This is a genomic window from Agrobacterium sp. fls2-241-TYG-188a, assembly GCF_030209845.1.
Genome location: NZ_JARVRD010000001.1, coordinates 883,232 through 908,099, shown reverse-complemented (window position 1 = coordinate 908,099; position 24,868 = coordinate 883,232). Strand labels below are relative to the sequence as shown.

The 24,868-nt window shown below is 56.7% G+C and carries 21 protein-coding genes; 12 read left to right on the top strand and 9 right to left on the bottom strand.

The features are described 5' to 3' along the window. Window position 1: 1 nt before the first annotated feature. Window positions 2-865, bottom strand: coding sequence for a branched-chain amino acid ABC transporter permease (locus tag QRN85_RS03905; RefSeq protein ID WP_113091771.1), 864 nt, complete (start codon window positions 863-865; stop codon window positions 2-4). 90 nt (window positions 866-955) lie between these two features. Then, window positions 956-2,128 carry an ABC transporter substrate-binding protein gene (locus QRN85_RS03900; RefSeq protein WP_113091770.1) on the bottom strand — a complete coding sequence of 391 codons (1,173 nt, stop codon included), beginning with the start codon at window positions 2,126-2,128 and terminating at the stop codon, window positions 956-958. 425 nt (window positions 2,129-2,553) lie between these two features. Here QRN85_RS03900 and QRN85_RS03895 point away from each other — a divergent pair, with 425 nt between their 5' ends. The 9 genes from QRN85_RS03895 (at window position 2,554) to QRN85_RS03855 (ending at window position 13,423) form a co-directional block, all read left to right on the top strand. Continuing rightward, window positions 2,554-3,063 carry a sigma-70 family RNA polymerase sigma factor gene (locus QRN85_RS03895; RefSeq protein WP_502870756.1) on the top strand — a complete coding sequence of 170 codons (510 nt, stop codon included), beginning with the start codon at window positions 2,554-2,556 and terminating at the stop codon, window positions 3,061-3,063. Between the two features lie 76 nt (window positions 3,064-3,139). Next, window positions 3,140-4,087: a FecR family protein gene (locus tag QRN85_RS03890; protein WP_284757170.1), complete on the top strand. Its 948-nt coding sequence runs from the start codon at window positions 3,140-3,142 to the stop codon at window positions 4,085-4,087. Window positions 4,088-4,196: 109 nt separating this feature from the next. Then, window positions 4,197-6,581, top strand: a complete 2,385-nt coding sequence (locus QRN85_RS03885; RefSeq protein WP_284757171.1) for a TonB-dependent siderophore receptor — start codon at window positions 4,197-4,199, stop codon at window positions 6,579-6,581. Next, entirely contained in the window at window positions 6,581-7,837 is a 1,257-nt protein-coding gene (locus QRN85_RS03880; protein WP_284757172.1) for an MFS transporter, read from the top strand. The genes QRN85_RS03885 and QRN85_RS03880 overlap by 1 nt, the downstream gene beginning before the upstream one ends. Window positions 7,838-8,219: 382 nt before the next feature. Continuing rightward, entirely contained in the window at window positions 8,220-9,749 is a 1,530-nt protein-coding gene (locus tag QRN85_RS03875; protein WP_284757173.1) for an ABC transporter substrate-binding protein, read from the top strand. Between the two features lie 84 nt (window positions 9,750-9,833). Further along, a complete protein-coding gene (locus QRN85_RS03870; RefSeq protein WP_162734731.1) occupies window positions 9,834-10,775 on the top strand; it encodes an ABC transporter permease in 942 nt (313 codons plus the stop codon). Between the two features lie 14 nt (window positions 10,776-10,789). Continuing rightward, complete coding sequence (locus tag QRN85_RS03865) at window positions 10,790-11,668, top strand: ABC transporter permease (RefSeq protein ID WP_113091764.1); 879 nt, start codon at window positions 10,790-10,792, stop codon at window positions 11,666-11,668. A 1-nt stretch (window position 11,669) separates the two neighbouring features. Continuing rightward, window positions 11,670-12,875 carry an amidohydrolase/deacetylase family metallohydrolase gene (locus tag QRN85_RS03860; RefSeq protein ID WP_284757174.1) on the top strand — a complete coding sequence of 402 codons (1,206 nt, stop codon included), beginning with the start codon at window positions 11,670-11,672 and terminating at the stop codon, window positions 12,873-12,875. 29 nt (window positions 12,876-12,904) lie between these two features. After that, window positions 12,905-13,423: a RidA family protein gene (locus QRN85_RS03855; RefSeq protein ID WP_062587908.1), complete on the top strand. Its 519-nt coding sequence runs from the start codon at window positions 12,905-12,907 to the stop codon at window positions 13,421-13,423. Window positions 13,424-13,437: 14 nt separating this feature from the next. Here QRN85_RS03855 and QRN85_RS03850 read toward each other — a convergent pair whose 3' ends face one another. Then, the gene (locus QRN85_RS03850; RefSeq protein WP_284757175.1) at window positions 13,438-14,280 is read right to left on the bottom strand and encodes an IclR family transcriptional regulator; all 843 of its coding nucleotides are present in this window, start codon (window positions 14,278-14,280) and stop codon (window positions 13,438-13,440) included. 89 nt (window positions 14,281-14,369) lie between these two features. Between QRN85_RS03850 and QRN85_RS03845 the strand changes: the two genes are divergently transcribed. Both QRN85_RS03845 and QRN85_RS03840 read left to right on the top strand, forming a co-directional pair. Beyond that, the gene (locus tag QRN85_RS03845) at window positions 14,370-15,566 is read left to right on the top strand and encodes an aminotransferase class V-fold PLP-dependent enzyme (protein WP_284757176.1); all 1,197 of its coding nucleotides are present in this window, start codon (window positions 14,370-14,372) and stop codon (window positions 15,564-15,566) included. A 77-nt stretch (window positions 15,567-15,643) separates the two neighbouring features. Continuing rightward, window positions 15,644-17,488, top strand: coding sequence for an ABC transporter ATP-binding protein (locus QRN85_RS03840; protein WP_284757177.1), 1,845 nt, complete (start codon window positions 15,644-15,646; stop codon window positions 17,486-17,488). A gap of 31 nt (window positions 17,489-17,519) precedes the next feature. On the opposite strand, the gene QRN85_RS03835 is transcribed toward QRN85_RS03840, so the two are convergent. The 6 genes from QRN85_RS03835 to QRN85_RS03810 form a co-directional block, all read right to left on the bottom strand. Next, the gene (locus QRN85_RS03835; protein ID WP_284757178.1) at window positions 17,520-18,590 is read right to left on the bottom strand and encodes an ABC transporter ATP-binding protein; all 1,071 of its coding nucleotides are present in this window, start codon (window positions 18,588-18,590) and stop codon (window positions 17,520-17,522) included. After that, window positions 18,587-19,414, bottom strand: a complete 828-nt coding sequence (locus tag QRN85_RS03830) for a carbohydrate ABC transporter permease (RefSeq protein ID WP_062587898.1) — start codon at window positions 19,412-19,414, stop codon at window positions 18,587-18,589. The genes QRN85_RS03835 and QRN85_RS03830 overlap by 4 nt, the downstream gene beginning before the upstream one ends. Continuing rightward, the gene (locus QRN85_RS03825; protein ID WP_112962301.1) at window positions 19,411-20,313 is read right to left on the bottom strand and encodes a carbohydrate ABC transporter permease; all 903 of its coding nucleotides are present in this window, start codon (window positions 20,311-20,313) and stop codon (window positions 19,411-19,413) included. The genes QRN85_RS03830 and QRN85_RS03825 overlap by 4 nt, the downstream gene beginning before the upstream one ends. Window positions 20,314-20,429: 116 nt before the next feature. Beyond that, a complete protein-coding gene (locus QRN85_RS03820) occupies window positions 20,430-21,665 on the bottom strand; it encodes an ABC transporter substrate-binding protein (RefSeq protein ID WP_284757179.1) in 1,236 nt (411 codons plus the stop codon). Window positions 21,666-21,744: 79 nt separating this feature from the next. Further along, window positions 21,745-22,611, bottom strand: coding sequence for a sugar phosphate isomerase/epimerase family protein (locus QRN85_RS03815; protein ID WP_284757251.1), 867 nt, complete (start codon window positions 22,609-22,611; stop codon window positions 21,745-21,747). Between the two features lie 50 nt (window positions 22,612-22,661). Next, window positions 22,662-23,696: a Gfo/Idh/MocA family protein gene (locus tag QRN85_RS03810; RefSeq protein WP_284757180.1), complete on the bottom strand. Its 1,035-nt coding sequence runs from the start codon at window positions 23,694-23,696 to the stop codon at window positions 22,662-22,664. 133 nt (window positions 23,697-23,829) lie between these two features. On the opposite strand from QRN85_RS03810, the gene QRN85_RS03805 reads away from it, so the two are divergent. After that, window positions 23,830-24,846 carry a LacI family DNA-binding transcriptional regulator gene (locus QRN85_RS03805; protein WP_113091755.1) on the top strand — a complete coding sequence of 339 codons (1,017 nt, stop codon included), beginning with the start codon at window positions 23,830-23,832 and terminating at the stop codon, window positions 24,844-24,846. Window positions 24,847-24,868: the final 22 nt, after the last annotated feature.

The window sequence follows — 24,868 nt, the reverse complement described above, 5'->3', positions numbered from 1 at the left end:
GCTAATTCTTCCTTCCAGCAAAACCGCGCGGGAATACGCAGATGAGCGCGATGACGGCGAGGTAGAAGAAAAATTCTCCAAACTCGGGCATGAGATAGCGTCCCGTCGTATCGATGCCACCCAGCACCAGACAGGCAATCAGTGCGCCGGGAATGGAGCCTGCGCCGCCGACTGAAACGACGACGAGAAAAGTGACCATATAGCGAAGCGCGTAATATGGCTCTACGGGCAGCAATTCAGCGCCGACGACCCCGCCAAATGCGGCGAGACCAACGGCGACTGCGAAGCTGAGTGCATAGATGATTTCAGTCCGCACGCCCAAGGCGGCTGCCATAGCGGCGTTATCGACAGAGGCACGCAGTTTTACGCCAAAGCCAGTTCTCTCGATGGTGAACCACAGGCATACCGCCACCACGATGCCCGAGGCGATCGCAAATAGCCGATGCATGGGAATAGTCCGAAATACAAGGTCGGCAGAGCCTTGCAATTCTGCAGGCAGGGGGATGGTCTTGAGAGTGGGACCCATGACGTAGTTGGCAATGCCGATGACACAGAAAGTGATGCCAATCGTCATCAGCACATGCGTCAGCTCGGGCGCTCCGTAGATGCGGCGATAGAGAAATCGCTCTATCGGCACCGCGATGATGATGGTGCCCACGACAGCGGCCAACACGCCAACGCCGTAGCCAAGCCCCAGGTCACGCGTGGCGTAAGAGGCGATGTAGCCACCAATCATCGCAAATGCGCCATGTGCCAGGTTCACCACGCGCATCAGGCCCATGGTTACCGAAAGCCCGATCGAAATGACGAACAGCACCATGCCGTAGGCGAGGGCATCGACCGCGATGCTGAAGACAGTCTGCATGAGTTGAACCAATGCTTTAAGGAATTCTAGATGGAGAAACCGCCTGAATACTGCCGTGCTTCAGGCGGTTGAGACGAGCAAAATGCTGCTTTATTTTGCTGCTGCGAGACCCGGATCGCCCTGCTTCTCGAAGGTCTGAATTTCCTTGTTGTAGAACTTGCCAGCTGGATCCTTGGCAACCTCGCGCAGATAGATGTTCTGCGTGATGTGACGGCTTTCCGGATCGATGGAAACGGGTCCGCGTGGGCTTGTCCAAGACAGACCCTTCACGGCTTCGACTGCCTTCTCGGCATCCTGCTTGCCGCCCGTGGCTTCGATCATCTTGTAGATGACATGCATCCCATCATAGGCGCCCACTGCCGGAAAGGTCAGTTCGGCTGGGTTGCCGATTGCTTTGCTCGCAGCCTCGACAAAGGCCTTGTTTTCAGCCGATTCGTGCGAAACCGCGTAATGGAAGCTGGTCAGCATTCCCAGTGCGGCATCGCCAAGGGCTGGAAGGTCGGATTCCTGTGTCAGGTCGCCAGGTGCGAAGACCTGAATACCTGCGTTCTTCAGGCCGTTTTCATTGTAGGCTTTCACAAAACCAAGTGTGGTTGGGCCCGATGGAAGAAAAGCAAAGACGCCCTGAGCGCCGGAGTCCTTGATCCGTTGCATGATCGGGCTGAAATCATTCGTCGAAAGCGGCATACGGATCGCTTCGACAACTTCGCCGCCGGCTTTTTCGAAGCCCGCCTTAAAGGCATTTTCAGCATCGACTCCCGGGCCGTAGTCGCTGACGACGGAAATGACTTTCTTTACCCCCCGGTCATAGGCCACCTTTGCGATGGGCGTTGACGTCTGCCATGTGGTAAACGAGGTGCGAACCACTAGCGGGCTCTTGGTAACGATGGCGGATGTCGCCGCATTCATGACGATGAGCGGCGTGTTGGCCTGTTTCAGGATAGGGGTTACGGCCATGGCGTCGGGCGTGAAATAGAAGCCCGCGAGATACTGGACCTTCTCCTTGACGACCAGTTCTTGCGCTAGCGCCTTGGATTGCGCCGGGTCGGCGGCCGGCAAGTCGCGATAGATGATCTCGATCGTGTCGCTGCCAACCTTGTTGCCATTGGTCGTCATGTAGGCGTCGATACCCGCCTTGAAATTCTTGCCCTGCAGAGCAAAAGGACCGGAGAATGGCCCGACGACACCAACCTTTATCGTATCGGCCTGAGCAACCGTGCCAAAAACGAGCGCGGCGGCAGCGGCCAAAAGCAGCTTCTTCATGTTTTTCTCTCCCTTTGTCGGCGCACTCCCTCGCCGGTCAGTAGCACGTAATGCTAATATGGCGAGTTTGTCACCGGGGGTGTCATTCTTAAAATGAAATAAACGCGCGAATATATAACTTATTGGTTATGTTTACGGGTGCTCGCTTCACCTCCTTCCGCTACCCTCATGAGATGGGGCTCTGGCAGAGCCGAGGCGGTTTAATAAGTTCAAACCATTTGGAAGATCGAGAGCGATTTGCGCACGTGCATTTTCGCCACAGCATCCCAGAATAACGACCCTCAGTCCAGACTGGCGTTGTTTTGATCTGGTGTTCACGCATTGCGTTCCGTTAACATGAGTTATAAAGTCATATTAAATTGGTTATCGACCATCGCAGGAAAGCTGGGGCGGTTTATGAAGAAGCTGTTGGATGTTGTTCGTTTATGAGTACGGCATTATTGCACCTTTTAAGAACGCAGGAGAGTGACCGCCTGTTACGGTTCTTCCGAAGTCGCCTTAGAAATCGTGAAGATGCCGCAGACGCGATGCAGGAAACTGCGTTGCGCGTTTTACAGGTGTCCCAGACAACATCGATTGAAAATCCGAAGGCCTACCTGTTTCAGATCGCAAAATCGGTCGCGCGGCTCACGATCATCAAACAGGTGCGCGAACGGCCCCTACTGGTTTCGCTGGAAGCCGGGCTTGAGGTTGCCTGTGACAGTCCTAATCAGGAACAAATCGTCACGGGGCGACAGCATCTGGCCGTGATGGCACAGGAAATCAGTGCTCTGCCGAAGCGGTGCCAGGAAGTCTTCATCCTCAGTCGTATTCATGGCTTTCCCAATGGCGAGATCGCAGTGCGGCTCGGCATATCTCGAAACATGGTGGAGAAGCATATCATCAAAGCGTTGCTTCATTGCCGTGATGCCAGAGCGAAATTGAACAGCCGATAGAGCTACACGCGCTCGCATGTTCTTTGCTCGACATATAGATATGCTGACTGGAATCAATTGAGAATGGCAAACACCCATGCGTGACCAACAAAGCGAGGCGACAGATGATGGTCTGGCCGAACAGGCGGCGCTGTGGGTGGCGCGCATGCAATCGGCTGACGCATCGGCATCCGACCGACAGGCATTCGAGGACTGGCTGGCGGCAAATCCAGCGCACAACGACGCCTATCAGGAAATGGCTGCACTTTGGGGCGACTTGCGTAATGTCCCTCTGGCGCCTCGTCATCGGCGATCAGGGTCCAAACGCACAGCACTGGCAATAATCTGCATTCTGTGTCTGGGTGGATTGTCCGTTTTCCTGTCTCAGCGAACGGGTTTGATCGACCGCCTTCATGCCGATTATTATACAGCGGTCGGAGAAACACGTGTGTTGACTCTGGAGGACGGAACTCAGGTCAGTCTGAACTCCGATACAGCTGTGGAAACACGATATGCCGAGCAAGAACGGCGTGTCGTTCTGCTGCGCGGTGAAGCGTTTTTCGATGTGGCGAAAAATCCGCAACGCCCCTTCATTGTTGATAATAACGGTCTGACAGCCAAGGCAATTGGAACTCAATATGCAGTGCGCTCCCGCAATGGAACGCTGCCACAAGAGGTTCAAGTTGAAGAAGGCGAGGTCCAGGTCGAAACGAGTTCAGGCATTACAAGACTCGGTGCCGGAGACGTGGTTACACTGGACGCTCATGGAGCGGCCATCGTCTCCCGGCAGGATGTGGCCACCAATACAGCCTGGCGCGAAGGAAAACTCGTTTTTTCTGGTCAGTCGCTTCGACAAGCGCTCAATATATTGGCGCAATATCGTCACGGCCGAATTATCATTCTCGATGAAACCGCCGCTCGTTTAAGTGTTTCAGGCATTTTCGATCTTCGCGACACCGATCAGGCGCTTCGAATTCTCGAAACCAATCTCCCGGTCACAGTGACGAAGCTGACCAGCATGGTTGTGGTCGTCCGCTCACGATAATTTTTTTGAAAAAGCACGTCAGGATGTCTGGGTCCTTTTTACTCTAGGTCTGCAGGAAGCAACGCGCGTTTGCGCGGTGCGTCAATGACCAGGCGTGAAGGGGTACTGAATGATTTCGTCAAAATACGTGCACATGAGAATGGGGCTGGCGACAACCACTATGATTGGACTGTCGATAGCAACTGCCGCAGGACCCACGATTGCGCGTGCTCAGACCGCAGCGGCTGCCCCTGCTGTCGCGACGTTATCCGTTCCTGCCGGTCCCCTCGAAAATGCTATTCTGACGCTGGGACGCCAAGCCAATCTGCGCATGCTCTATCCTTCGGCAATTACCAAAGGAAAGACGACCGCCGGCGTTCGGGGACCGCTCAGCGTTTCAGCGGCAGTAACGCAGCTGCTCGCTGGCTCCGGTCTGAGTTTCACCATCACGGAGTCCAATACGGTCCGTATTTTCGATCCTGCTACCACGCAGCAGGAAGCCAACGGAAATGGTGGCTCTACGGTCCTTGAGACAGTCGTTGTCCAGGGCTCCGGCAATGAGGGTGTAGCGGGTATCGTCGAGTCGAAAGGATACGTGGCGAAATCCGGTCGGAGTGCGACGAAAACGAATATGAATGTAGCCGAAACTGCACAATCGGTATCGGTTGTCAGCCGAAAACAACTGGATGACAGGCAACCACAGAACCTCAAGGAAGCAATCGATTACACCCCAGGCGCACGTAGCGGTGCCTACGGTACTGAGCCACGCTTTGACACGTTCAAGCTACGCGGAATAGACCTGACATATACAGGTGTATTCCGAGATGGTCTTCGTCAGATCAGCAGCCCCAACGGTCTGTTCAGGCTTGAGCCCTACGGCATGGAAGCGGCAACGGTTCTGCGCGGCCCCGCAGCGTCGATCTATGGTGCAAGCAGTTCCGGCGGGATTGTCGACATCGTTTCTAAGCGGCCGACGGAAGAGCGTGTGCGGGAGGTTGAACTCCAGTACGGTTCCTACGGACGTGTCCAGGGTGCCTTCGATCTCTCCGGTCCAGTGACGGATGATGGATCTGTCCTTTATCGTCTGACAGGCGTTGCCCGCGATGCGCGTAATGAGGTGAAAGCCATCAAGGACGATCGCGTCATGATCGCTCCTGCTGTGACGTGGAAACCGGATGAAGGTACGAAGTTCACGGTGCTCGGCGAGTACATGGACTCAACCACAGGCGGAACGTGGGGTTACGTCAACACTTATAACAGCAACTATGTGTCGACTGGCGCAACGCCTGTTTACAGTGGAGATGCTCGTTTCAATGACTTCGACCAGAAGCAGTGGCGCATAGGCTACGAGCTCGAACACGAAATAAACGACACACTGACGCTACACCACAAGCTGCGCTATTCCGATCTTTCGACCAGGCAAGAGTGGGTGGACAGCAGTTATCCCGGCATTGTCTACGAAGACAATAAGGGCTTGGCGACGGACACTTATCTCGAAGCTGAGTTTCAAACTGGGGCCGCCCAACACAAATTGATCGGCGGCATTGATTACAGCTTCATGGAGTATACGTCGCGCCAGGGAGACGGACCGAACCGCTTTACTCCCACCTCCACCTACGTTCCCGCTATCAATTATGTCGAAACGCAAAAGCAGAGTTCGATTGGTCTTTATGTTCAGGACCAGATTGAACTTGATGCATGGCGGATCGGACTTGGCCTGCGGCATGATTGGCACGACAGCGACTATACCAGCGCTGGCACCGGCGGTTCCAGAAATGACAGCGTAACAACCGGACGGGCCTCGATTGGATATGTGACGTCCTGGAATGTCATGCCCTACATCAGTTATGGTACGTCCTACTTCGCCAATACGGGGGTGATCCTGGCGGGTACGCAAAGTCAGGCAAACCCAACTCGTGGCAAACAGTACGAGATCGGCGTCAAGTATGAGATACCAGATCAGAACATTCTTCTTTCCGCCGCCTATTTCGATATCAGGCAGAAGGACGCATCTCTCTATGACACCAACACCATGTCACTGCGTCAACTCGACCTTCACTCCCGCGGGATTGAATTTGAAGTCACGGCGTCACTCGACAATGGTTTGAGTTTTACCGGCGGCTACTCCTACAACGACGTTGAAATAACCAAGCAGACTCCGGCTACGGTCGGCAATCAGCTCAACTCTTCACCGTACCACATGTTCTCGCTCTGGGCAGATTACGAGGTCCAGAGTGGACCACTGGAAGGGCTGGGTGTTGGCGCTGGTGTCCGCTATGTCGGGTCCAGTTTTGGTGATGATGCCCATACGAGGGTCATCAACAATGGCGCGCGTACATTCGTAGACGCGGCCTTGCGCTATGATTTGGGCAAGCTGAACGACGCGATGGAAGGCGTCAAGCTGCAGGTCAATGCCACCAACTTGCTCGATGAAGTCAATCAAGTCTGCACGACTGGCTACTGCCTCTTTGATGAAGGTAGAAAACTCGTCGCCAGCGTCAAATACAACTTCTGATGACGACGCCAGATGCAAGAGGCGTGCAGCCGTCGCCCGCAATCGTTTTCGCTGCGGTCGGTGGTCTTTATGTCGGGCAAAGCGTCATTGGCGGCTTCACCTTCCTCGGGCTTCCTGCTGTTTTAAGAACGGCAGGACTTCCGCTTGATAAGATCGGCCTGCTTTACCTGATCGTGCTGCCATGGGCGCTCAAATTTCTTTGGGCGCCATTCATCGAACGTTTCAGACTTCCCCGCGTTGGCAAAAACAGGTCAAGGATCATCGTAGGCGCGGGAGTGGGAACCTGCGCATTCGGTCTTGTCATTCTCGCATTCGCCGGACCATCGCCAGTCATCGTCGCCATTGCGATCCTGTTCTTTATCGCTGTCGTGACTGCAACTGTTGATATTGCGTGCGATGGCTACGCAGTTGAGGCGCTGTCGAAAGAACAACATGGTTGGGCAAATGCGGCACAGGTGGGGGGTGCCTATCTAGGCTCCGCCATCGGGGCAGGATTGTTCCTTGTTCTTGTCGACCTTTACGGTTGGACGACCGCGACCCTGGTTATGGCGGCCCTCGTTGTCCTGCTCATGTTGCCTTTCATGTGCGGGCCATCGGCCATAGCCAGGGTAGAGACGCGTAACCAAACTCCCTCCATGCGGCGCGCACTGAACCGACAAGAGATCAGAAATGGCCTCGTCATCGCGGCTCTCTATGTCGCAGCCCAAAAATGGGGGCTGGCAATGCTTGGTCCTTTCCTTATCGATTACGGGTTCAGTCTCGCATCGCTGGGACTTCTCAACGGTGCAGGAAGTATGATCGTCGGGTTTGCCGGAGCGCTCTTAGGCGGAATGTTGGTCCGCCTCTACGGGTCTAGACGCGTACTTCTCTTATCGATCATTGCGCAGTCGCTTTTACTGTGCGCCTTTGCGCTCCTTGCCCTTCACCGCGAGACGGCACACTGGATTGTCATGACACTCGCCATCACCAGTTCTTCCGGAGTCATGTCTATCGGCTTTGTCGCCCTTTATGCATGCTTCATGGGCTGGTCGGATCCTCGCCAGGCAGGAGTGGACTTTACACTATTCCAATGCATGGACGGCATTGTCAGCATGGCGGGCGGAATAGGCGCAGGCACAATAGCCGAGCGCTTCGGTTACCAGACATCGTTCCTGATTGCCGCAGGCATCTCTGCCCTCGTCGCTCCGATTCTAACGCTACTTCTGAAGCGAAGTGATGCTTTAGCGAAAGCGGTGAAATACAGTCAGACACAGTAGTTTTGACGCTTTTGTCTGCACTGGGTCGATCCTCAAAGTCAGCTAGGTCTACGGCTGGGAAATTTCGTCAGGGCGGCGCTCAGACGAGCAACTTCTGTTTCCGGCCCGCCTGACTGATCTGAAGCTGACGGATCAAGAAATCGTTTTCCGCACCGATAAAAACCGCCTAGCGCCGCCTGTTTATGGCCGCGCTCCAGCGGGCTCGTCTGCCCGTAAACCGATGCCGCCTCAGCCCGGCGTGTCGCCGCTACTAAAATAAGCGTCCTCTCATAAAATGTGGACAGCCTGCGGGAACGTGATTGACAGTCCCGGACTTTCGGATATTCTTTTATTAAAGCCTATATAACATAATAATGGAACATCTAAAAACCGGGAGCTTCGCATGAGACTCAAGCTAGCATTTCTTGTTGCCACAGCACTTGTTGCCGCACCTTCGCTTCTCTCAGCCCAGGAAAAGGGCGGGGTGATGAACGTCGCCACGATTGGCGAGCCGCCAACGCTTGATCCGATGGCTTCGACGGCCGATCTCGTCGGCATCGTGACGCAGCATATGTTCGAGACGCTTTACACGTTCGACAAGGAGTGGAAGGCGACGCCTTTGCTGGCCGACAGCCTGCCGGAAATCAGCGCAGATGGTAAAGTCTACACGATCAAGCTCCGGTCGGGTATCAAGTTCCACGATGGTTCGGACATGGCTTCGGACGATGTGGTCGCATCATTGAATCGTTGGATAAAGGTCGCCTCACGCGGAAAGCAGGCCGCTTCCTTTATCGACAAGGTCGAGGCTACCGATCCTTCGACTGTCACCATCTCCCTCAAGCAACCATATGCGCCGCTCGTTTCCCTGCTGGCCTTCAACAACTCGGCGGCAATCATTTTGCCTGCGGAAAAGCAGGACGAGCCGATGAAGGAGTTTATCGGTACCGGGCCTTACATGCTCAAGGAGCGCAAGGCCGACCAGTACATCCAGCTCGTTCGGTTTGATGGTTACACATCGCGCTCCGGCGAGAGCAATGGCTATGGCGGCGCGCGTCACCAGTATCTCGACGAGATTCGCTTCGTTCCGGTGCCCGATGCCAATACGCGTGTCGAGGCCGCCGTTTCCGGGCAGTATGACTATATAGACAGCCTGCCGGTTGAGTCCTTCGACAAAATCAAGTCATCGACGGCGACGGAGCCTGTCGTGCTCAAGCCGTTCGGCTACCCCGTCTTCGTTTTCAATACGGCGGAAGGATTGGCCAAGGATGTGGCCATGCGTAAGGCCATCCGCCAGGCATTGAGCATGGAAGACATGATGGCGGCAGCCTTCGGCAGCACGGATTTCTATGCGCTCGACGGCGATATCTATCCGAAGAATTTCGTATGGAATACCGATGCCGGTGTTGAGGGTAGCTACAACCTTGCGGACCCTGAAGGCGCGGCAGAAGCGGCAAAAGCTGCAGGTTATGACGGCGAAAAGCCCATCCGTATCCTGACCAGCCGCCAGTATGAATTCCATTACAAGATGGCGCAGGTGGCCGCGGAATATCTGAAACTTGCCGGTTTCAAGGTGGATATGCAGGTCGTGGACTGGGCGACGTTGACGCAGCGCCGGGCCGACAAGGCGCTGTGGGACATCTATATCACCCACAGCCCGTTCCTTCCTGAGCCTGCACTCATCGGGTCTCTCGCTCCGACCTCTCCGGGTTGGTGGGATACGCCATTGCGCAAACAGACGGTTGAAGCCTTCTCCGCCGAGGCTGATCCGGAGAAACGCCTGGCGCTCTGGGCAGATGTCCAGAAGGCCATGTATGCGGAAATTCCCTACATGAAAATCGGTGATTTCAATGGCTTGACGGCCAAGGCGAAAAAGGTCGAGGGCGTTGATCCCGCTCCCTGGCCCTATTTCTGGAATGCTTCGATCAAGAAGTAACGCCTCTCCGATCGGCCCGATGCCGCCTGTGAGCGGTGTCGGGCTCGAGAACGTTTTTCATCCGGAGCATGAAGAGAGAACTATATGATCCGCTATATTCTCCAGCGCCTTTTCGGCATGATCGTCGTGATGTTTCTCGTCGTGACCATCGTCTTCGTCATTGTGCGCGTTACACCTGGAGATCCGGCAGCGGTGATGCTGGGGCCGGATGCCTCAGCTCAGGATATCGCGGATCTGCGCAGTCGGCTCGGGCTCGACCAGACGCTACTCGTGCAATACTTCATTTATATAGGGCAGATGCTGAAAGGCGATCTCGGCCAATCAATCTTCCTGAACATGCCGGTGACGTCCGCCTTGATGGCCCGCGCCGAGCCAACATTCTTCCTCACGCTGTTCTCGCTTCTGATCGCCAGTGTCATTGCGTTGCCCATCGGTATCTACGCCGCCTATCGCCGCGGCTCGTTCGTCGATCAAGCCGCGACAACAGTGGCAATGCTCGCCGCTAGCATCCCCAGCTTCTGGCTCGGCCTCATCCTCATGCAGACCTTTGCCGTGCGGCTGAACATCTTTCCCGTCTCCGGCTATGGTGGGCCGGATTCGAGTTTCTTGGAGCGAATGTATCATCTGACGTTGCCAGCCTTCGCGCTTGGCATGGTGTCCTCGGCCCTAATCCTGCGCTTCACGCGCGCCTCCATGCTGGACGTTTTGGGTGACGACTATATCCGCACCGCTCGCGCCAAGGGTCTGGTGGAAAGACGCGTCATTCTCAAGCACGCCCTGAAGAATGCGCTGATACCCATCCTCACCGTCATCGGCCTTACCGCCGCCGTGCTGATTTCAGGAGCTGTCGTTACCGAAACGGTCTTCGGCTTGCCCGGCGTCGGAAGTCTTGTCGTCTCAGCGGTTTTGCGGCGGGATTACCCGGTCATTCAGGGTGCGCTGCTGGTCATCGCCGCGCTCTATGTCCTCATCAACTTCGCAATCGATATGCTGTACCTGGCGATCGATCCGCGTGTGCGTTACTAAAAGGAGCGCCACAGATGGTCGATATATCCGCAAATATCGCAAAGCCTGAGGCAAGCGAAGGATCGAAGTTTCTTCGGCGGTTCCTCAAGCGCAAGACAGTCGCGGTCGGGCTGCTCATCTTGGTCGTGTTTGTGCTGCTGGCTGCGCTTGCTCCATGGATCGCCCCCTATTCTCCGTCCAAGCTGTCCATCGTCAACCGATTGAAGCCGCCGGGTGAAATGTTCTGGTTCGGCACCGATGAGTTCGGCCGGGATGTCTTTTCACGCACCATCTACTCCGCCAGACTTTCCCTGTTGATCGGCGCGTCGGTGGTCGTCCTGTCGGCAGCCATCGGCGTGACACTTGGGCTTCTGGCCGGATTCTTCCAGAAGCTCGATACGCCAATTGCCCGGCTGATCGATGCAATGATGGCGTTTCCGGACATCCTTCTGGCCATTGCGCTGGTGGCAGCACTCGGCCCCTCGCTCACGACCGTCATCATTGCGCTGTCGATCGTCTATTCGCCACGCCTTGCCCGTATCGTCCGCGCTTCCACCTTGGTTATCCGCGAGCTACCTTACGTGGAGGCGGCGCAGGCACTTGGCATCTCCACCTTCCACATCATGACACGGCATGTGCTGCGAAATCTGCTCTCGCCGATCCTGGTGCAGGCGACCTTCCTATTTGCCAGCGCCATGCTGGCCGAAGCTGGCCTTTCCTTTCTCGGGCTCGGCGTCAGCCCTGAAATTCCAACCTGGGGAACCATGATCGCCAGCGGCCGCCAATATATCGGACAGGCCGACTGGATGACCTATTTCCCGGGCTTTGCCATCATTCTTTCCGTGCTGTCGCTGCAAATGGTCGGCGATGGCTTGCGGGACATGCTCGATCCAAGACTGCGAAGGGATTTGTAATATGACAGGGGAAAACGCAAAGCCGCTCCTCCTTACCAACGTCAAGCCAATGGCTTTCGGCGAAACGACACAGACTGGCACGACCGATATTCTGGTCGGCGCCGACGGGAAGATCGCCGCCGTCGGCCAATCCATTGACGCCCCGGCGGATGCCACCTGTATCGATGGCAAGGGTGCCTGGATTTCACCTGGCTGGGTCGATCTGCATGTTCATATCTGGCATGGCGGTACCGATATTTCCATCCGCCCATCCGAATGCGGCGCAGAACGCGGCGTCACGACACTTGTGGATGCAGGATCTGCGGGCGAAGCCAACTTCCACGGTTTCCGCGAATATATCATCGAGCCGTCGAGAGAGCGCATCAAGGCGTTCCTCAACCTGGGCTCCATCGGTCTTGTGGCCTGTAACCGGGTGGCGGAACTGCGGGATATCAGGGACATCGATCTTGATCGCATTCTTGAATGCTACGCGGAAAACAGCGAGCACATCGTCGGGCTGAAGGTGCGCGCCAGCCATGTGATTACCGGTTCCTGGGGTGTTACCCCCGTCAAGCTTGGCAAAAAGATCGCCAAAATCCTGAAGATTCCTATGATGGTGCATGTCGGAGAGCCACCGGCGCTCTATGACGAGGTGCTGGAAATTCTCGGTCCCGGCGATGTGGTCACCCACTGCTTCAACGGCAAGGCGGGTTCATCGATCATGGAAGACGAGGACCTCTTCAATCTGGCAGAACGCTGCGCGTCTGAAGGGGTGAGGCTGGATATCGGCCATGGCGGTGCGTCTTTCTCGTTCAAGGTCGCGGAAGCGGCAATCGCGCGTGGCCTGCTGCCGCATTCCATCTCGACCGACCTACATGGTCATTCCATGAACTTCCCCGTCTGGGATCTCGCAACGACGATGTCGAAGCTCATGTCTGTGGGAATGCCGTTCGATAAGGTCGTCAACGCGGTTACGCACGCGCCTGCCGAAGTCATCAAGCTCGACATGAACAACCGGTTATCGGTGGGTGCACGGGCGGATTTCACGATTTTCGATGTTGTCGATTCCGACCTCGAAGCCACCGATTCAAACGGCGACGTTTCGCAACTTAAGCAACTCTTTGAGCCGCGTTATGCAGTGATCGGCGCGGAAGCTGTCGCCGCCAGCCGTTACATTCCCCGGGCGCGCAAGCTTGTTCGCCATAGCCACGGTTATTCCTACCGTTGAATGCGCCAGAGATGAAAACAGATATCCGCATGGATGACACAGGAGTTTGCGTGACCCAGTCCCCGACCAAGCCTGAAGCCAGGGCCGATACGCCTTACGACCGGCTTGCGGCACTCGGCATCAAGCTGCCGCCCGCCGCACCGCCGATTGCCAATTTCGTGACGCATGTCATTGAAGGCAATATGCTTTACCTCTCCGGTCAGGGGCCTCGCGAAGCCGATGGTTTCCTGCACACCGGAAAAGTCGGAACGGATGTTTCTGTCGAGAAGGCATATGCCGATGCGCGTCTGACGGGCATCAATCTGCTGGCTGTCATGCAAGACGCGCTGGGTGACCTTTCCCGCGTGCGTCGCGTGGTGAAGCTGCTTGGCATGGTCAATGCGGCCCCGGATTTTCTCGACCATCCGCAAGTCATCAATGGATGCTCTGACCTGTTCAACGCTGTGTTCGGCGAGGCGGGACAACACGCCCGCTCGGCCGTCGGGTTCGGTTCGCTACCGGGCAACATCACCGTCGAGATCGAAGCAATCGTAGCATTGCACGGCTAAGGCAAGAGGAGCTTTCAGTGATTGCGCCAACCCATCAGCTTCTCAATCCGGGCCGCAGATGCCTTGACCCGATCGGCGTAGCCGGTCTTGTCGGCAAGCACCTTCTGCTCGGGAAGCACGATGGAGATCGTCGCAACGCAATCTCCTTTGCCGTCGACGATGGGCGAGGCAATACAGGCGACCGAATAGTCGGATTCGCCTGCTTGGATGGACAACCTGTCTTCGAAGGCCCTTTTCGCCGCATCGGAGAGCGTGGCGGCATCGATCTTCGCGCGTCCAGTCGGAGAAATACGGGCGCCGCGCTTGAACAGTTCGATACGCTCCGCCTCCGGCAGATGCCCGACCAGAAGCCGTCCCGAAGCCGTCCAGTTCAGAGGAACGCGCGTGCCGACGCGCGAGGCAACCTGAAAATGGCTTGGACCATCCGCCATCGCCAGAACAAGCATATGTTCGGCATCGCGGCCGCAGACTTGAACGGTTTCTCCCGCCTCTCGGCAAAGGTCGTGCATTTCGTGCATGGCGACGCTCATGAAGTCCAGAGACCGGGCATAAGCCAGGCCGTAGTGATAGAGCCGCGCACCAAGCCAGATCATGCCGTCGGCGTTACGAGCAAGAAGGTTCTTCTCCACGAGGTCGTCTATGATCACATAGACGGTGGACAGCGGCGCCTTGACGGCTTTCGCAATGGCATAGGCACCGGCGGGCGCGCCGGTTTCGTACAGATAATCAATAACCTGCAATGCCCTGTCGATGCCGCTCACGCGGGAACGCCGGGCCTTGCCCTCGGACTCAACCGCAGATGTCTCGTCGGAAAGTTCATCCGATGACCTCTTCAAATCCACAGCGCACTCCCGCATCTAAAAGAACCTATTGCATTACTATGGCATAGTTGAAGGCCGGGCAACAGAAATTCGAGCCCTCATGGCTCAACGAACGGAGAATGAGAATGTCTGACGATATACGCACGAAACTCGGTCTGCGCCCGGTCATCAATGTATCCGGCACGATGACGAGCCTTGGCGCCTCCATTGTCGTTCCGGAAGCCGTGGCTGCCATGGCGGCAATCCTGCCGCAGTTCGTGGAGATCAACGATCTGCAGCGCAAGGCAAGTGCCATCATTGCGCGTCTCACAGGTGGGGAAGCCGGTTTTGTCACCGCATCCTGTTCTTCGGGCATCAGCCTTGCGGTGGCGGCGACCATAACCGGGCCGGACCTGCTGGCAATCGAGCGTCTTCCTGAGACATCGACGGACAAGAACGAAGTTCTTTTGCAGATGGGGCATGTGGTCAGCTACGGCGCGCCGGTTGACCAGTCGATCCGGCTTGCTGGCGGGAAGGTCGTGATGATCGGTCAGGCTACCTCTACTCACCGTTACCATATGGAAAATGCGATCACCGATAAAACGGCTGCAGCGGTGTATGTCGTCTCGCATCACGTTGTCGATTACGGTCTCTTGAACCTCAAGGAATTTGTGGAAATCGCTCATGCCAAGGGTGTTCCCGTCATCGTGGACGCGGCTTCCGAATATGATCTGAAACTGTTTCTGGCACAGGGTGCTGATATCGTCCTTTATTCCGGCCACAAGTTTCTCGGTGGCCCCACCTCCGGCATCGTTGCGGGCAAGAAAGAACTCGTGCGCAACGCCTTCCTGCAAAATATGGGAATTGGCCGCGGCATGAAGGTTGGCAAGGAAAGCATCTATGGCGTCATGGCGGCGCTTGAAGCCTGGGAAAAGCGCGATCATGCCGGTATCCGCGAACGAGAGACTGGTTATCTCGCACTTTGGAAGCAGACGCTTGCCGATCGTCCCGGCGTAACGGCCTTGATCGAGCCAGATCCCACGAACAACCCGCTCGACCGGATGCGCGTCATCATTTCACCCGAGGAAGCCCACATCACCGCCTGGGATCTGGCCGCCGCCCTGCGTAAGGGAGAGCAGCCAATCATCGTGCGGGATCACGAAGTCGAGCACCACTATTTCTATCTCGACCCCTGCAACCTACACCCGGGCCAGGAAAAGGTCGTGGCATCGCGGTTGGCGGAAGAGTTGGACAAGGCCCGGGCGTCCAACGAGATCATCGTCACTCCGTTCGAGGATCTATCCCGTCATCGGTTCGACGGCGCGTTGCGCTGGCCGGACTGAGCCACGCCGTCCCGGCGGTCCTCCTCAAAGCGGACCGCCCCGATGGTGCTGAGGCAGAAAGAACAAGAGGAAAGATCATGACCAACCTTGCCGAGACCATGACCCCCGCTGAAACATCGGCCAATCCTGTTCTGTCGGTGGAAAAGCTGCGGACATCGTTTCTGGTCGATGGCATCTGGAAGCCCGTCGTTCGCGACATTTCATTTACCGTTGCTCCGGGTGAAACGGTGGCAATCGTGGGTGAAAGCGGTTCAGGCAAGTCTGTTACGTCGCTCTCGATCATGCGTCTTCTTCAGCCGGATACGAGCCGTATCGAAGGCAAGGTCATGCTCGGCGGTCGCAACCTGCTGGCACTGCCTGAACATGAGATGCGCAAGGTGCGTGGCAATGATGTTGCCATGATCTTTCAGGAGCCGATGACCAGTCTCAACCCGCTTTATACCATCGGCGACCAGATTTCCGAGGCGCTACTGTGCCATGCACCAATGAGCAAGCAGGAAGCGCGCGCGGAAACCATCCGCATTCTGGAAAAGGTCCGTATCCCCTCTGCCGCCTCGCGCTTCGATGAATATCCGCACCGTTTTTCCGGCGGTATGCGCCAGCGCGTGATGATCGCAATGGCCTTGGCGACAAGGCCGAAGTTGTTGATTGCCGATGAGCCGACGACTGCGCTCGATGTGACCATCCAGGGGCAGATCCTTGATCTCATCAAGACATTGCAGGATGAAGAAGGCACATCCGTACTCTTCATTACGCATGACATGGGTGTTGTCGCGGAAATCGCTGATCGCACGGTCGTCATGTATCAGGGAGAGCAGGTGGAAACTGGCGACACCGCCGATATCTTCCACCGCGGCCAGCACCCATATACGCGCGCCCTGTTATCGGCCGTGCCGGTTCTCGGTTCGATGCAGGAGTTCAATCGTCCGCGCCGCTTCCCCGTCGTCAATGTCGCGACCGGCGAGTCCGATATTCCCGTGGAGGTCAGCGATACGGTGGCGAAAGGTCAGCCCGTTCTTCAGGTGCGAGACCTGACCAAGCGTTTCGATATCCATTCAGGGCTGTTTGGAAAACTCTCAGGCCGGGTTCACGCGGTGGAAAACGTGTCGTTTGATCTCAGCGCAGGAGAAACCCTTGCGCTTGTCGGGGAATCCGGCTGCGGAAAATCCACCACCGGCCGTGCCATCATGCGGCTTATAGAGCCGGGTAGCGGTTCCGTGCTGGTCGATGGACGCGAAATTCTTACGCTCGACAAACAGGAAATGCGCGAGATGCGCAAGACTGTGCAGATGATCTTTCAGGACCCCTTCGCCTCGCTCAATCCACGCATGACCGTCGGCGCCGCCATCGCAGAGCCCTATCTCGAGCACAAGATGGGCGACAAAAAACAGGCGAGGGACGTGGTGGCCGATATGTTGGTCAAGGTCGGTCTGACGCCTGACATGGCCAAGCGCTATCCTCATGAATTTTCAGGCGGGCAACGTCAGCGTGTCTGCATCGCCCGCGCGCTGGCGCTTCAGCCAAAAGTCATCGTCGCCGACGAAAGCGTTTCGGCGCTCGATGTCTCAATCAAGGCTCAGGTCATCAATCTCATGCTGGATTTGCAGCAGAGTCTCGATCTGGCGTTTTTGTTCATTTCGCATGACATGGCGGTGGTCGAACGCGTCAGCCACCGGGTTGCAGTCATGTATCTGGGGGAAATCGTTGAGATCGGTCCACGCGCAGCAGTCTTCGGCAACCCGCAACATGCCTACACCAAGCGGCTGATGTCAGCAGTGCCGGTGCCGGATCCTGACAGACGGCGGATCAAAAGCGGTTCGGTGGCAGAGGAACTGAAAAGCCCGATACGCCCGGTGGACTACGTCGTGAGCCCGGCGAGATACCGTGAAGTATCGCCGGGGCATCTGGTGGCACAAGCCTGACGTCCTTGGGACGTCAGGTGTTCCTCTGGCGTCACTCGATCCGCATACCGGTATCGGCATCGAACAGGTGAAGGTGTTCCTGCTCGAAATCGAGGCCGATCGTCTCGCCATTCCGCACGGGAACGCGCCCGTTTATGACGACCACCATTTCCGGTGTCGTGGCGGTGGTAAGGTAGCTCGTTGATCCCGTCGATTCCACCAACGCCACCGGCGCGGTGAGGGCGCCCGTTCCATTGGCGGCTATGACAAGGTGCTCGGGCCTCAGCCCTACGACCAGCTGCCTGTTCGGCGGTATTGGCCGGTCAAGTCTGATGGTTTGCGGTTGGCCCAGTGCAAGAACAAGGCTTTTACCGTCCGGTCCAGCCGTTGCGGGTATGAAATTCATGGCCGGTGAGCCGATAAAGCCCGCAACGAAGCGGTTGACCGGCCTGTCGTAAAGATCGAGCGGCCGTCCCTGCTGCTCGATGACCCCCTGGCGCATGACGACAACATGGTCTGCCATCGTCATGGCTTCGATCTGGTCATGGGTCACATAAACCGAGGTTGCACCAAGCCGGTCATGGAGTGCGCGGATTTCCTTGCGCATATGAACGCGCAGCGCAGCATCGAGATTGGATAGGGGCTCATCGAAGAGGAAGGCCTTGGGGTTGCGGATGATGGCCCGGCTCATCGCAACGCGCTGGCGCTGTCCGCCGGAAAGTTCGCGCGGATAGCGATGCAGCAAGTCAGACAGGCCGGTCACGGCGGCCACGTCTTCCGCCGCCTTTCTTGCATCCGCCTTCTTGGTGCCGCGAATGCGCAGGCTGTAGGTCAGATTTTCCTCGACCGTCATGTGCGGGTAAAGTGCGTAAGACTGGAACACCATCGCCAGATCGCGCTTGCGCGGTGGAACATTGTTCATTCGCTCGCCGGCGATCACAAGATCGCCGCCTGAAATCGATTCAAGGCCAGCCAGCGAGCGCAATAGTGTGGACTTCCCGCATCCCGACGGCCCGACAAGCGCCACGAATGCACCCTTTGCAATGGTGAGGTCTATGTCTTTGAGCGCGTGATAGGCACCGTAATATTTGTTTACGCCTGACAATTCGATCTGGTTGGTCATTTGAGAGCTCCCGATGTGAGGCCGGAAACGATGCGGCGCTGCAATAGGACGAAGATGGCAAGGATCGGGGTTACATACATGGTGGCATAGGCCATGATGTTGTTCCATTCGCTGGTGTTGGGACCCATGAATGAGTTGAGGCCGACGCTTGCGGGCTGCAATTCGACGTTTTGGATCATCGACTTCGAATAGACGAACTCCCCGAATGCCTGCATGAAAATGAGGATGGCGCTGACGAGAATACCGTTGCGGGCAAGCGGCAGCACGATGTTGAAGAAAGCGCCGATACGGGAATTGCCGTCCACCAGCGCCGCCTCTTCAAGCTCCATGGGCACGGCCATGAAGGTTGCCCGAACAAGCACCACGAAGAAGGGCATACTCTTCGCTGCAATCGCCAGAATGACGGCAAAGCGCGGATAATCCAGCAGCCCGACCTGCGAAAAGCCCACAAAGATCGGCGTGATCATCAGGGATGCCGGCAAGACCTGCAGCATCAGGATAAGGAACAGTCCGATATCGACCCAGCCGTTGCGGTAGCGGGCAAGAACATAGGCGCATCCGGTGCCGAGAACCGCGATCAGTGCGACGGAGCCGAAGGCGATAAGGGTGGAGTTCCAGAGATAACGCCCCATGTTCCGGCTTTCCCAAACATAGGCGAAAGTGTTCCATTGTGCCGTTGAAGGCCAGAAGCTGGGCGGCGTCGCGAACATTTCCGAGCCGGTTTTCAGCGCGGTGATGTACATCCAGTAGAGCGGAAAGAGGTAGATCGCCGCCATGATGATGGCGATGGCGAGCATGAAACGATTGCGGCTTGTGTCACTCATCCGCGCACCTCATGACGTGTCGAGCGCACATAGACAATGGCCGCGAACATCACGAACACAGTCATGATGACAGAGATCGTTGCTCCCTTGCCGAAGTCATATTGACGGAAGGAGAGGTCCCAGGCCCAGTATTGCGCGACATTGGAAGAATTGTTTGGCCCGCCATCGGTAATGGCGGCGAAGAGATCGAACTGCTGCAGGGTGAAAATCAAGCCGAGCGAGATAATCGCGCCGATGGTTGAGCGCATCATCGGCAGGGTAATCGTCCAGAAACGTTGCCAGGCATTGGCACCGTCCAGTTCTGCCGCCTCGTAGAGATCGTCCGGAATGGCTGACAGCCCCACGGACAAAAGGATCATATTGAAGGAGGTACCGAGCCAGATATTGGCGAGAATGACCGCCCAGAGAGAGAAGTTCGGGTCCGAGCGCCAGAAAATGTTGCTGTCGATGATGCCGCTTTCCCGCAGAAAGAAGTTCAACACGCCGAAATCGCCGGACAGGATCCAGTTCCAGATGGCGCCGACGACCAGTCCCGGCATGACCCAGGACACGAGGAACAGGCCGCGCAGCCAGGAGGAGCCCGGAAAGCTTGTCCAGAAGAACAGGGCAAGGCCAAAGCCGACTACAAACTGGCCAGCGATGGAGCCCACAACGAAGATCACGGTATTGTAGAGAATGGGCAGGGTTTCGGGTTGCCGGAAAAGGTCTATGTAATTCTTGAAGCCGACGAACGGCCTGACGATGCTGCCAAGGCTGAACATATCAACCTCCTGAAAACTCATCAGAATATTGTAGAGCAGCGGCAATCCGGCCAGAACGAACAGAAACGCGAAGGGTACGCCAACAAGGCCAATGTCAAACCCGCGTCCGTCCGTGATGCTCGAAACGATCCTTTTCATGGAAACCCTCATTGACGCCGGTGGAGAACCGCCCGACGCCTGAGACGCCGAGCAGTTCTTCCGGGAGGAAAGGTGGATGGCAGCGATGCCATCGGTTTCGTGAAGAGGCTCAAGCCTCAGCCTTCGATAAGCTTGATCTTTTCAGCGGCCTGATCGAGTGCGGCTTTCGGTTCCATCTGGCCCGTCAGCGCTGCCTGTATCGCGTCCTGAATTGCCTTGGAAATCTTCGGCCATTCGGGCGAAGGACCACGTGGCTTTGCATATTTTAGCTGTTCCACGAAGGTCTTCAGGGCCGCATCCTTCAGCGCATTTCCGGTTGACGGAATCGGAAGATCGGAGCGGGCCGGGATCTGGCCGAAATCCTTGTACATGGTCTTGTCCTTCGAGGCGAAGAACTCGAGCGCCTTGAATGCTTCTTCCGGATGTTTGGTGTTGGAGAAGATCGCCCAGTTATAGTCACCCATGGCGGAGGAGCGCTCCGCACCTTCCTTGGGAACGGGGAGCAGGGCCGTGCCCCAGTCGAACTTCGCTTCCGCCAGCATACGGTCAATTTCCCATGGTCCGGAAATCGCCATGGCGGCGTTGCCCGCGTTAAAGGTCGCTGTTGCGTCCCACTGGCTGCGCGTCAAGGTATCGGGAGACGTCATCTTGCCGTCCAGCATTTGCTTCCAGATGGTCAGTGCCCGCACCGCACCTTCGCTGTTGATGGACTTGTAGGTGGCACCGCCCATCTGTGCCCATGGCAGGAACTGGAACGTGCCTTCCTCGTTGGCTTTTGCTGAAAAAGTGATGCCGTAGACGTTCTTGGAAGGATCGGTGAGTTTCTTCGCGGTCTCCAGCAATTCGTCCCATGTCTGCGGCGGCTTTTCCGGGTCAAGCCCTGCGGCCTTGAACAGGTCCTTGTTGTAGTAAAGCGCAATCGTGTTGGTGGCTTTCGGCACGCCGTAATATTTGCCGCCCCATGTGGCGGAGGCCAGCGGGCCGGGGAAGTAGTTTTCCGGTTTGATGACCGTGGATTTTGCGATCATGTCGGTCAGATCGAGAAAGGCTTTGCGCGAGGCAAACATCGCATGATTTGGATTGTCGATGGTTATGATGTCAGGCGCATTGCCGGTTGAATAGGCGCGCATCGCTTCGCTCACGACGTCATCGAATTGTATCTGCCGATACTCGATCTGGATGCCGTTCTTCTGCGCGTTGAATTCCTTGATCAGATTTGGGGCGGGCTGAATATCGCGGTCAAGCGACCAAAGCGTCAGCTTCACGTCTTCTGCCTGTGCACTGATTGCAAAGAGCGAAGCGCTTGTTGCAAGCGCCGTTGCAATGGCAATCGTATATTTGCGGATACCCATAGTTTCCTCCTTTGTGGTTATCCAGAATGTCCGTGAATGGCTGCGCGGCCTCCTCCTTGCCGCGCTTGCATTGAACCAATTACACCGGGTCGATGACGAAGCTGCCGCCGCGTGCCTGCTTGAGATGGTTGAGGCCATGGACCTGTCCGGTCATCTCCAATGCATCGCGATAGACCGGGTCATGCCAACCTTCGATATCGATGGAGCCAGACCATCCCGCCAGCCTCAGTTCCGAAATGATGTCCGTCCAGTTGCTGTCGCCGAAACCGGGCGTGCGCATGAACACGAAAGGATGCTTTCCAAAAATGCCGTGTTCGCGAATGACGTCCCAGCGGATGGTCGCATCCTTGCCGTGAACGTGAAAGATTTTCGAGGCCCATTTGCGGATCTGCGGCAGCGGGTCGATCAGATAGACCATCTGGTGGCAGGGTTCCCATTCAAGGCCGATATTATCATCTGGTGTCTCGTTGAAGATCAGTTCCCAGGCGTCCGGATTGTGGGCAATGTTCCAGTCGCCGGTTGCCCAGTTGCCGTCCATGGCGCAGTTTTCAAAGGCAATCTTCACACCCTTGTCGGCGGCGCGCTTGGCAAGCTCGCTCCAGACCTGCTTGTAGCGCGGCAGGCTTTCGGGCAGCGGCTTGTTACGGACGCGGCCGGTAAAGCCTGCAACGCAAGTTGCGCCGAAATGGTGGGCATTGTCGATGCAATCCTTCCAGCCCTGCAGCGTCTGCAGGTCCATGTCCGTTTCTTCCAACGGATTGCCGAACATGCCGATCGTTGAGATCGTGATATCTCGGTCCCCGATAGCTTCACGGCAGCGTTTGCCGAGCTCTGCAATGTCCTGGCCATTTGTCGTCTGCCAGAAAAATGGTTCAAAGCTTTCAAAGCCCATATCGGCGATTTGTCCGATCCGTTCTGCTGCCTGGCCCTTTGTGGCGCTGACCATGGTGCCGATACGAATGGATTGTCCTTGCTGGTTATTCACTGTTCTCGTCCCTATGCTGCTATGTCGACGGGCTGGCCAGACCTTGCGCTTTCAATCGCGGCAAGCACCATGGCCAGGCTTTTGATGTTGTCGTGACTGACGGTTTCCGGCTCGCGACCGGTGCGGATGGCATTGAGAAAACCAGCGATCACGCTGGCATGGCCGTGCGTTTCGGCCTCATGTTCAGGCATCGGTACATTGATGGGTGTGAAGCCGTGCAGGAGCCCTTGTTCGGTGCCAGCGATTGCCGCCTTGAAACTTTCTTCGCCATCCCATGTCAGCATCCCCTTGGAGCCGACAATGCGCCACGCACTTTCCCAGCTGGTGCGCTCACCCTCGGCGCACCAGGAGCCGCGATATGTGAACACGACGTCGTCCGAAAGCCGGAAGATGGCATTGGCCGCCGCGCCATGGTCGTACCACGACCCTGCCGGGTTTGTTTCCAGGCAATAGACGGACAGCGGCGACTTGGCCGAAACGAAGCGCGCTGCATCGAAAGTGTGGATCGCCATATCAAGAAGCAGGACATTGTCCATCTTCTCACGGAAGCCACCGAAATGGGGGCCGAGGAAAAAATCACAGTGAATGCCGGTAACCGTGCCGATTGCGCCGCTCTCCACCAGCCGACGCATCCGGCGGATGCCGGAGATGAAACGCCTGTTTTGCACGATGGCGTGGATGCGGCCTGCTTCGCTTGCAGCACGGCGCAAATCTTCCGCTTCTTCCATGGATGTGGCCATAGGCTTTTCGCTCAGAACATGGCAGCCGTGGGACAGCGCGGTTTTGACGACGGAATGGCGGGCCGCAGGAATAACCACATCAAAGAGAATATCGGGTTTTGTTTCCGCCAGCACCGCATTGAGATCGGTGCCAACAACGACGTTGCTCAGGTTAAATTCGGCGGCAAGTGAGCGGGCTGTCGTGGGGTCGAGATCGACCAGACCAACGATCGTGACCGCGTCCCGCATATCAGGTGTTTCCTGCAAGGCGCGTAGCCAGCCTTTAGCCATAGCTCCGCATCCACACAAAACGGCATTATATGTCACTGAAAATCTCCTCCAACGGTCACCGTCACTCCTCATGCGGTTTTCCGTAAACGTTTACGATACTATGGACAGAGGACTATTTTTGTCAATACTGTTTCCGAAAACGTTTTCGACGCCGCAGAAAGAGACCTTGATGAAGGGAATACGCCAACTGGCAGAGCATCTGGATATTTCAATCGGCACCGTGTCGCGTGCGCTGAATGGAAAAGCCGATGTCAACGAGGATACACGCCGCCGGGTGCTTGAAGCAGCCAGCCGCCTCGGCTACGTGGCAAATCAGTCCGGGCGCTCGTTGCGGAAGGGATCGACCGGTGTCATCGGCTTCATGATGCAGACCGGGCCGGAGATTACGGGACAGGGCGATACGTTCTTCATGAGTGTGTTCGATGGCGTCCAGACCGTCTTTGCGCGCCACAAGCTTGACCTTGTCGCTTTGCTTTGCTCTTCGGATGAAGATCCGGATGCCTATCTGCAGCGCGTCGTGGCGCGCGGTTTTGCGGATGCGATCATCCTCTCGGCCACCCGTCTTCACGATGCCCGCTTTGAACTGCTCGCCCGCCACAACATTCCCTTCATCACGCTCGGACGAAGCCAGACGGATGTGGGTCAGCCGTGGATCGATCTTGATTTCGAAGGCATGGCAGAGGTGGCAATTGAAAGACTGGTGCAGAACGGTCATCGACACATCGGTCTGATCTGGCCCCATGGCGATCTGAACCTCGGCCACATCTTCATCCAGCGATCTCGCGAGGTGCTTGCCCGGCATGGGCTGTCGCTGGCGGAAGACCATATCTTCCGAGCAACACCCAGTGAGACAGGCGGCTATGGTGTCGCGCGCCAGATCATGGCCTGCGAAACCCGGCCCACAGCTGTCGTGCTTGTCAATGAAACGCTCGTCACCGGACTATATCGCGGCCTCGAAGAGGTTGGGCTGAAGCCCGGCAAGGACGTTGCGATCATCGGACGGCAGAGCTCGCAGGCGCAATTCCTCCAACCAAGCCTGACCTGTTTCAGTCTATCTCTTCGAGATCTCGGCATCAGTCTGGCCGAAAGCCTGCTTTCCATCATGCCGGAATATCAGGCTCATTACCCGGATGCCATCAGGCGCAGGGTGTGGCCGATGGAGTTGATCGAAGGCCATAGCGGCTGATGTTTCGGCGTGCTTTCCGGTC

Coding starts and splice junctions, on each gene's coding strand:
- QRN85_RS03895 (WP_502870756.1), top strand. CDS start 2,554: ATGAGTACGGCATTATTGCACCTTTTAAGAACGCAGGAGAGTGACCGC.
- QRN85_RS03875 (WP_284757173.1), top strand. CDS start 8,220: ATGAGACTCAAGCTAGCATTTCTTGTTGCCACAGCACTTGTTGCCGCA.
- QRN85_RS03865 (WP_113091764.1), top strand. CDS start 10,790: ATGGTCGATATATCCGCAAATATCGCAAAGCCTGAGGCAAGCGAAGGA.
- QRN85_RS03825 (WP_112962301.1), bottom strand. CDS start 20,313: ATGAAAAGGATCGTTTCGAGCATCACGGACGGACGCGGGTTTGACATT.
- QRN85_RS03870 (WP_162734731.1), top strand. CDS start 9,834: ATGATCCGCTATATTCTCCAGCGCCTTTTCGGCATGATCGTCGTGATG.
- QRN85_RS03845 (WP_284757176.1), top strand. CDS start 14,370: ATGTCTGACGATATACGCACGAAACTCGGTCTGCGCCCGGTCATCAAT.
- QRN85_RS03820 (WP_284757179.1), bottom strand. CDS start 21,665: ATGGGTATCCGCAAATATACGATTGCCATTGCAACGGCGCTTGCAACA.
- QRN85_RS03815 (WP_284757251.1), bottom strand. CDS start 22,611: ATGGTCAGCGCCACAAAGGGCCAGGCAGCAGAACGGATCGGACAAATC.
- QRN85_RS03885 (WP_284757171.1), top strand. CDS start 4,197: ATGATTTCGTCAAAATACGTGCACATGAGAATGGGGCTGGCGACAACC.
- QRN85_RS03805 (WP_113091755.1), top strand. CDS start 23,830: ATGAAGGGAATACGCCAACTGGCAGAGCATCTGGATATTTCAATCGGC.
- QRN85_RS03850 (WP_284757175.1), bottom strand. CDS start 14,280: ATGCGGGAGTGCGCTGTGGATTTGAAGAGGTCATCGGATGAACTTTCC.
- QRN85_RS03860 (WP_284757174.1), top strand. CDS start 11,670: ATGACAGGGGAAAACGCAAAGCCGCTCCTCCTTACCAACGTCAAGCCA.
- QRN85_RS03900 (WP_113091770.1), bottom strand. CDS start 2,128: ATGAAGAAGCTGCTTTTGGCCGCTGCCGCCGCGCTCGTTTTTGGCACG.
- QRN85_RS03835 (WP_284757178.1), bottom strand. CDS start 18,590: ATGACCAACCAGATCGAATTGTCAGGCGTAAACAAATATTACGGTGCC.
- QRN85_RS03905 (WP_113091771.1), bottom strand. CDS start 865: ATGCAGACTGTCTTCAGCATCGCGGTCGATGCCCTCGCCTACGGCATG.
- QRN85_RS03855 (WP_062587908.1), top strand. CDS start 12,905: ATGGATGACACAGGAGTTTGCGTGACCCAGTCCCCGACCAAGCCTGAA.
- QRN85_RS03890 (WP_284757170.1), top strand. CDS start 3,140: ATGCGTGACCAACAAAGCGAGGCGACAGATGATGGTCTGGCCGAACAG.
- QRN85_RS03830 (WP_062587898.1), bottom strand. CDS start 19,414: ATGAGTGACACAAGCCGCAATCGTTTCATGCTCGCCATCGCCATCATC.
- QRN85_RS03880 (WP_284757172.1), top strand. CDS start 6,581: ATGACGACGCCAGATGCAAGAGGCGTGCAGCCGTCGCCCGCAATCGTT.
- QRN85_RS03840 (WP_284757177.1), top strand. CDS start 15,644: ATGACCAACCTTGCCGAGACCATGACCCCCGCTGAAACATCGGCCAAT.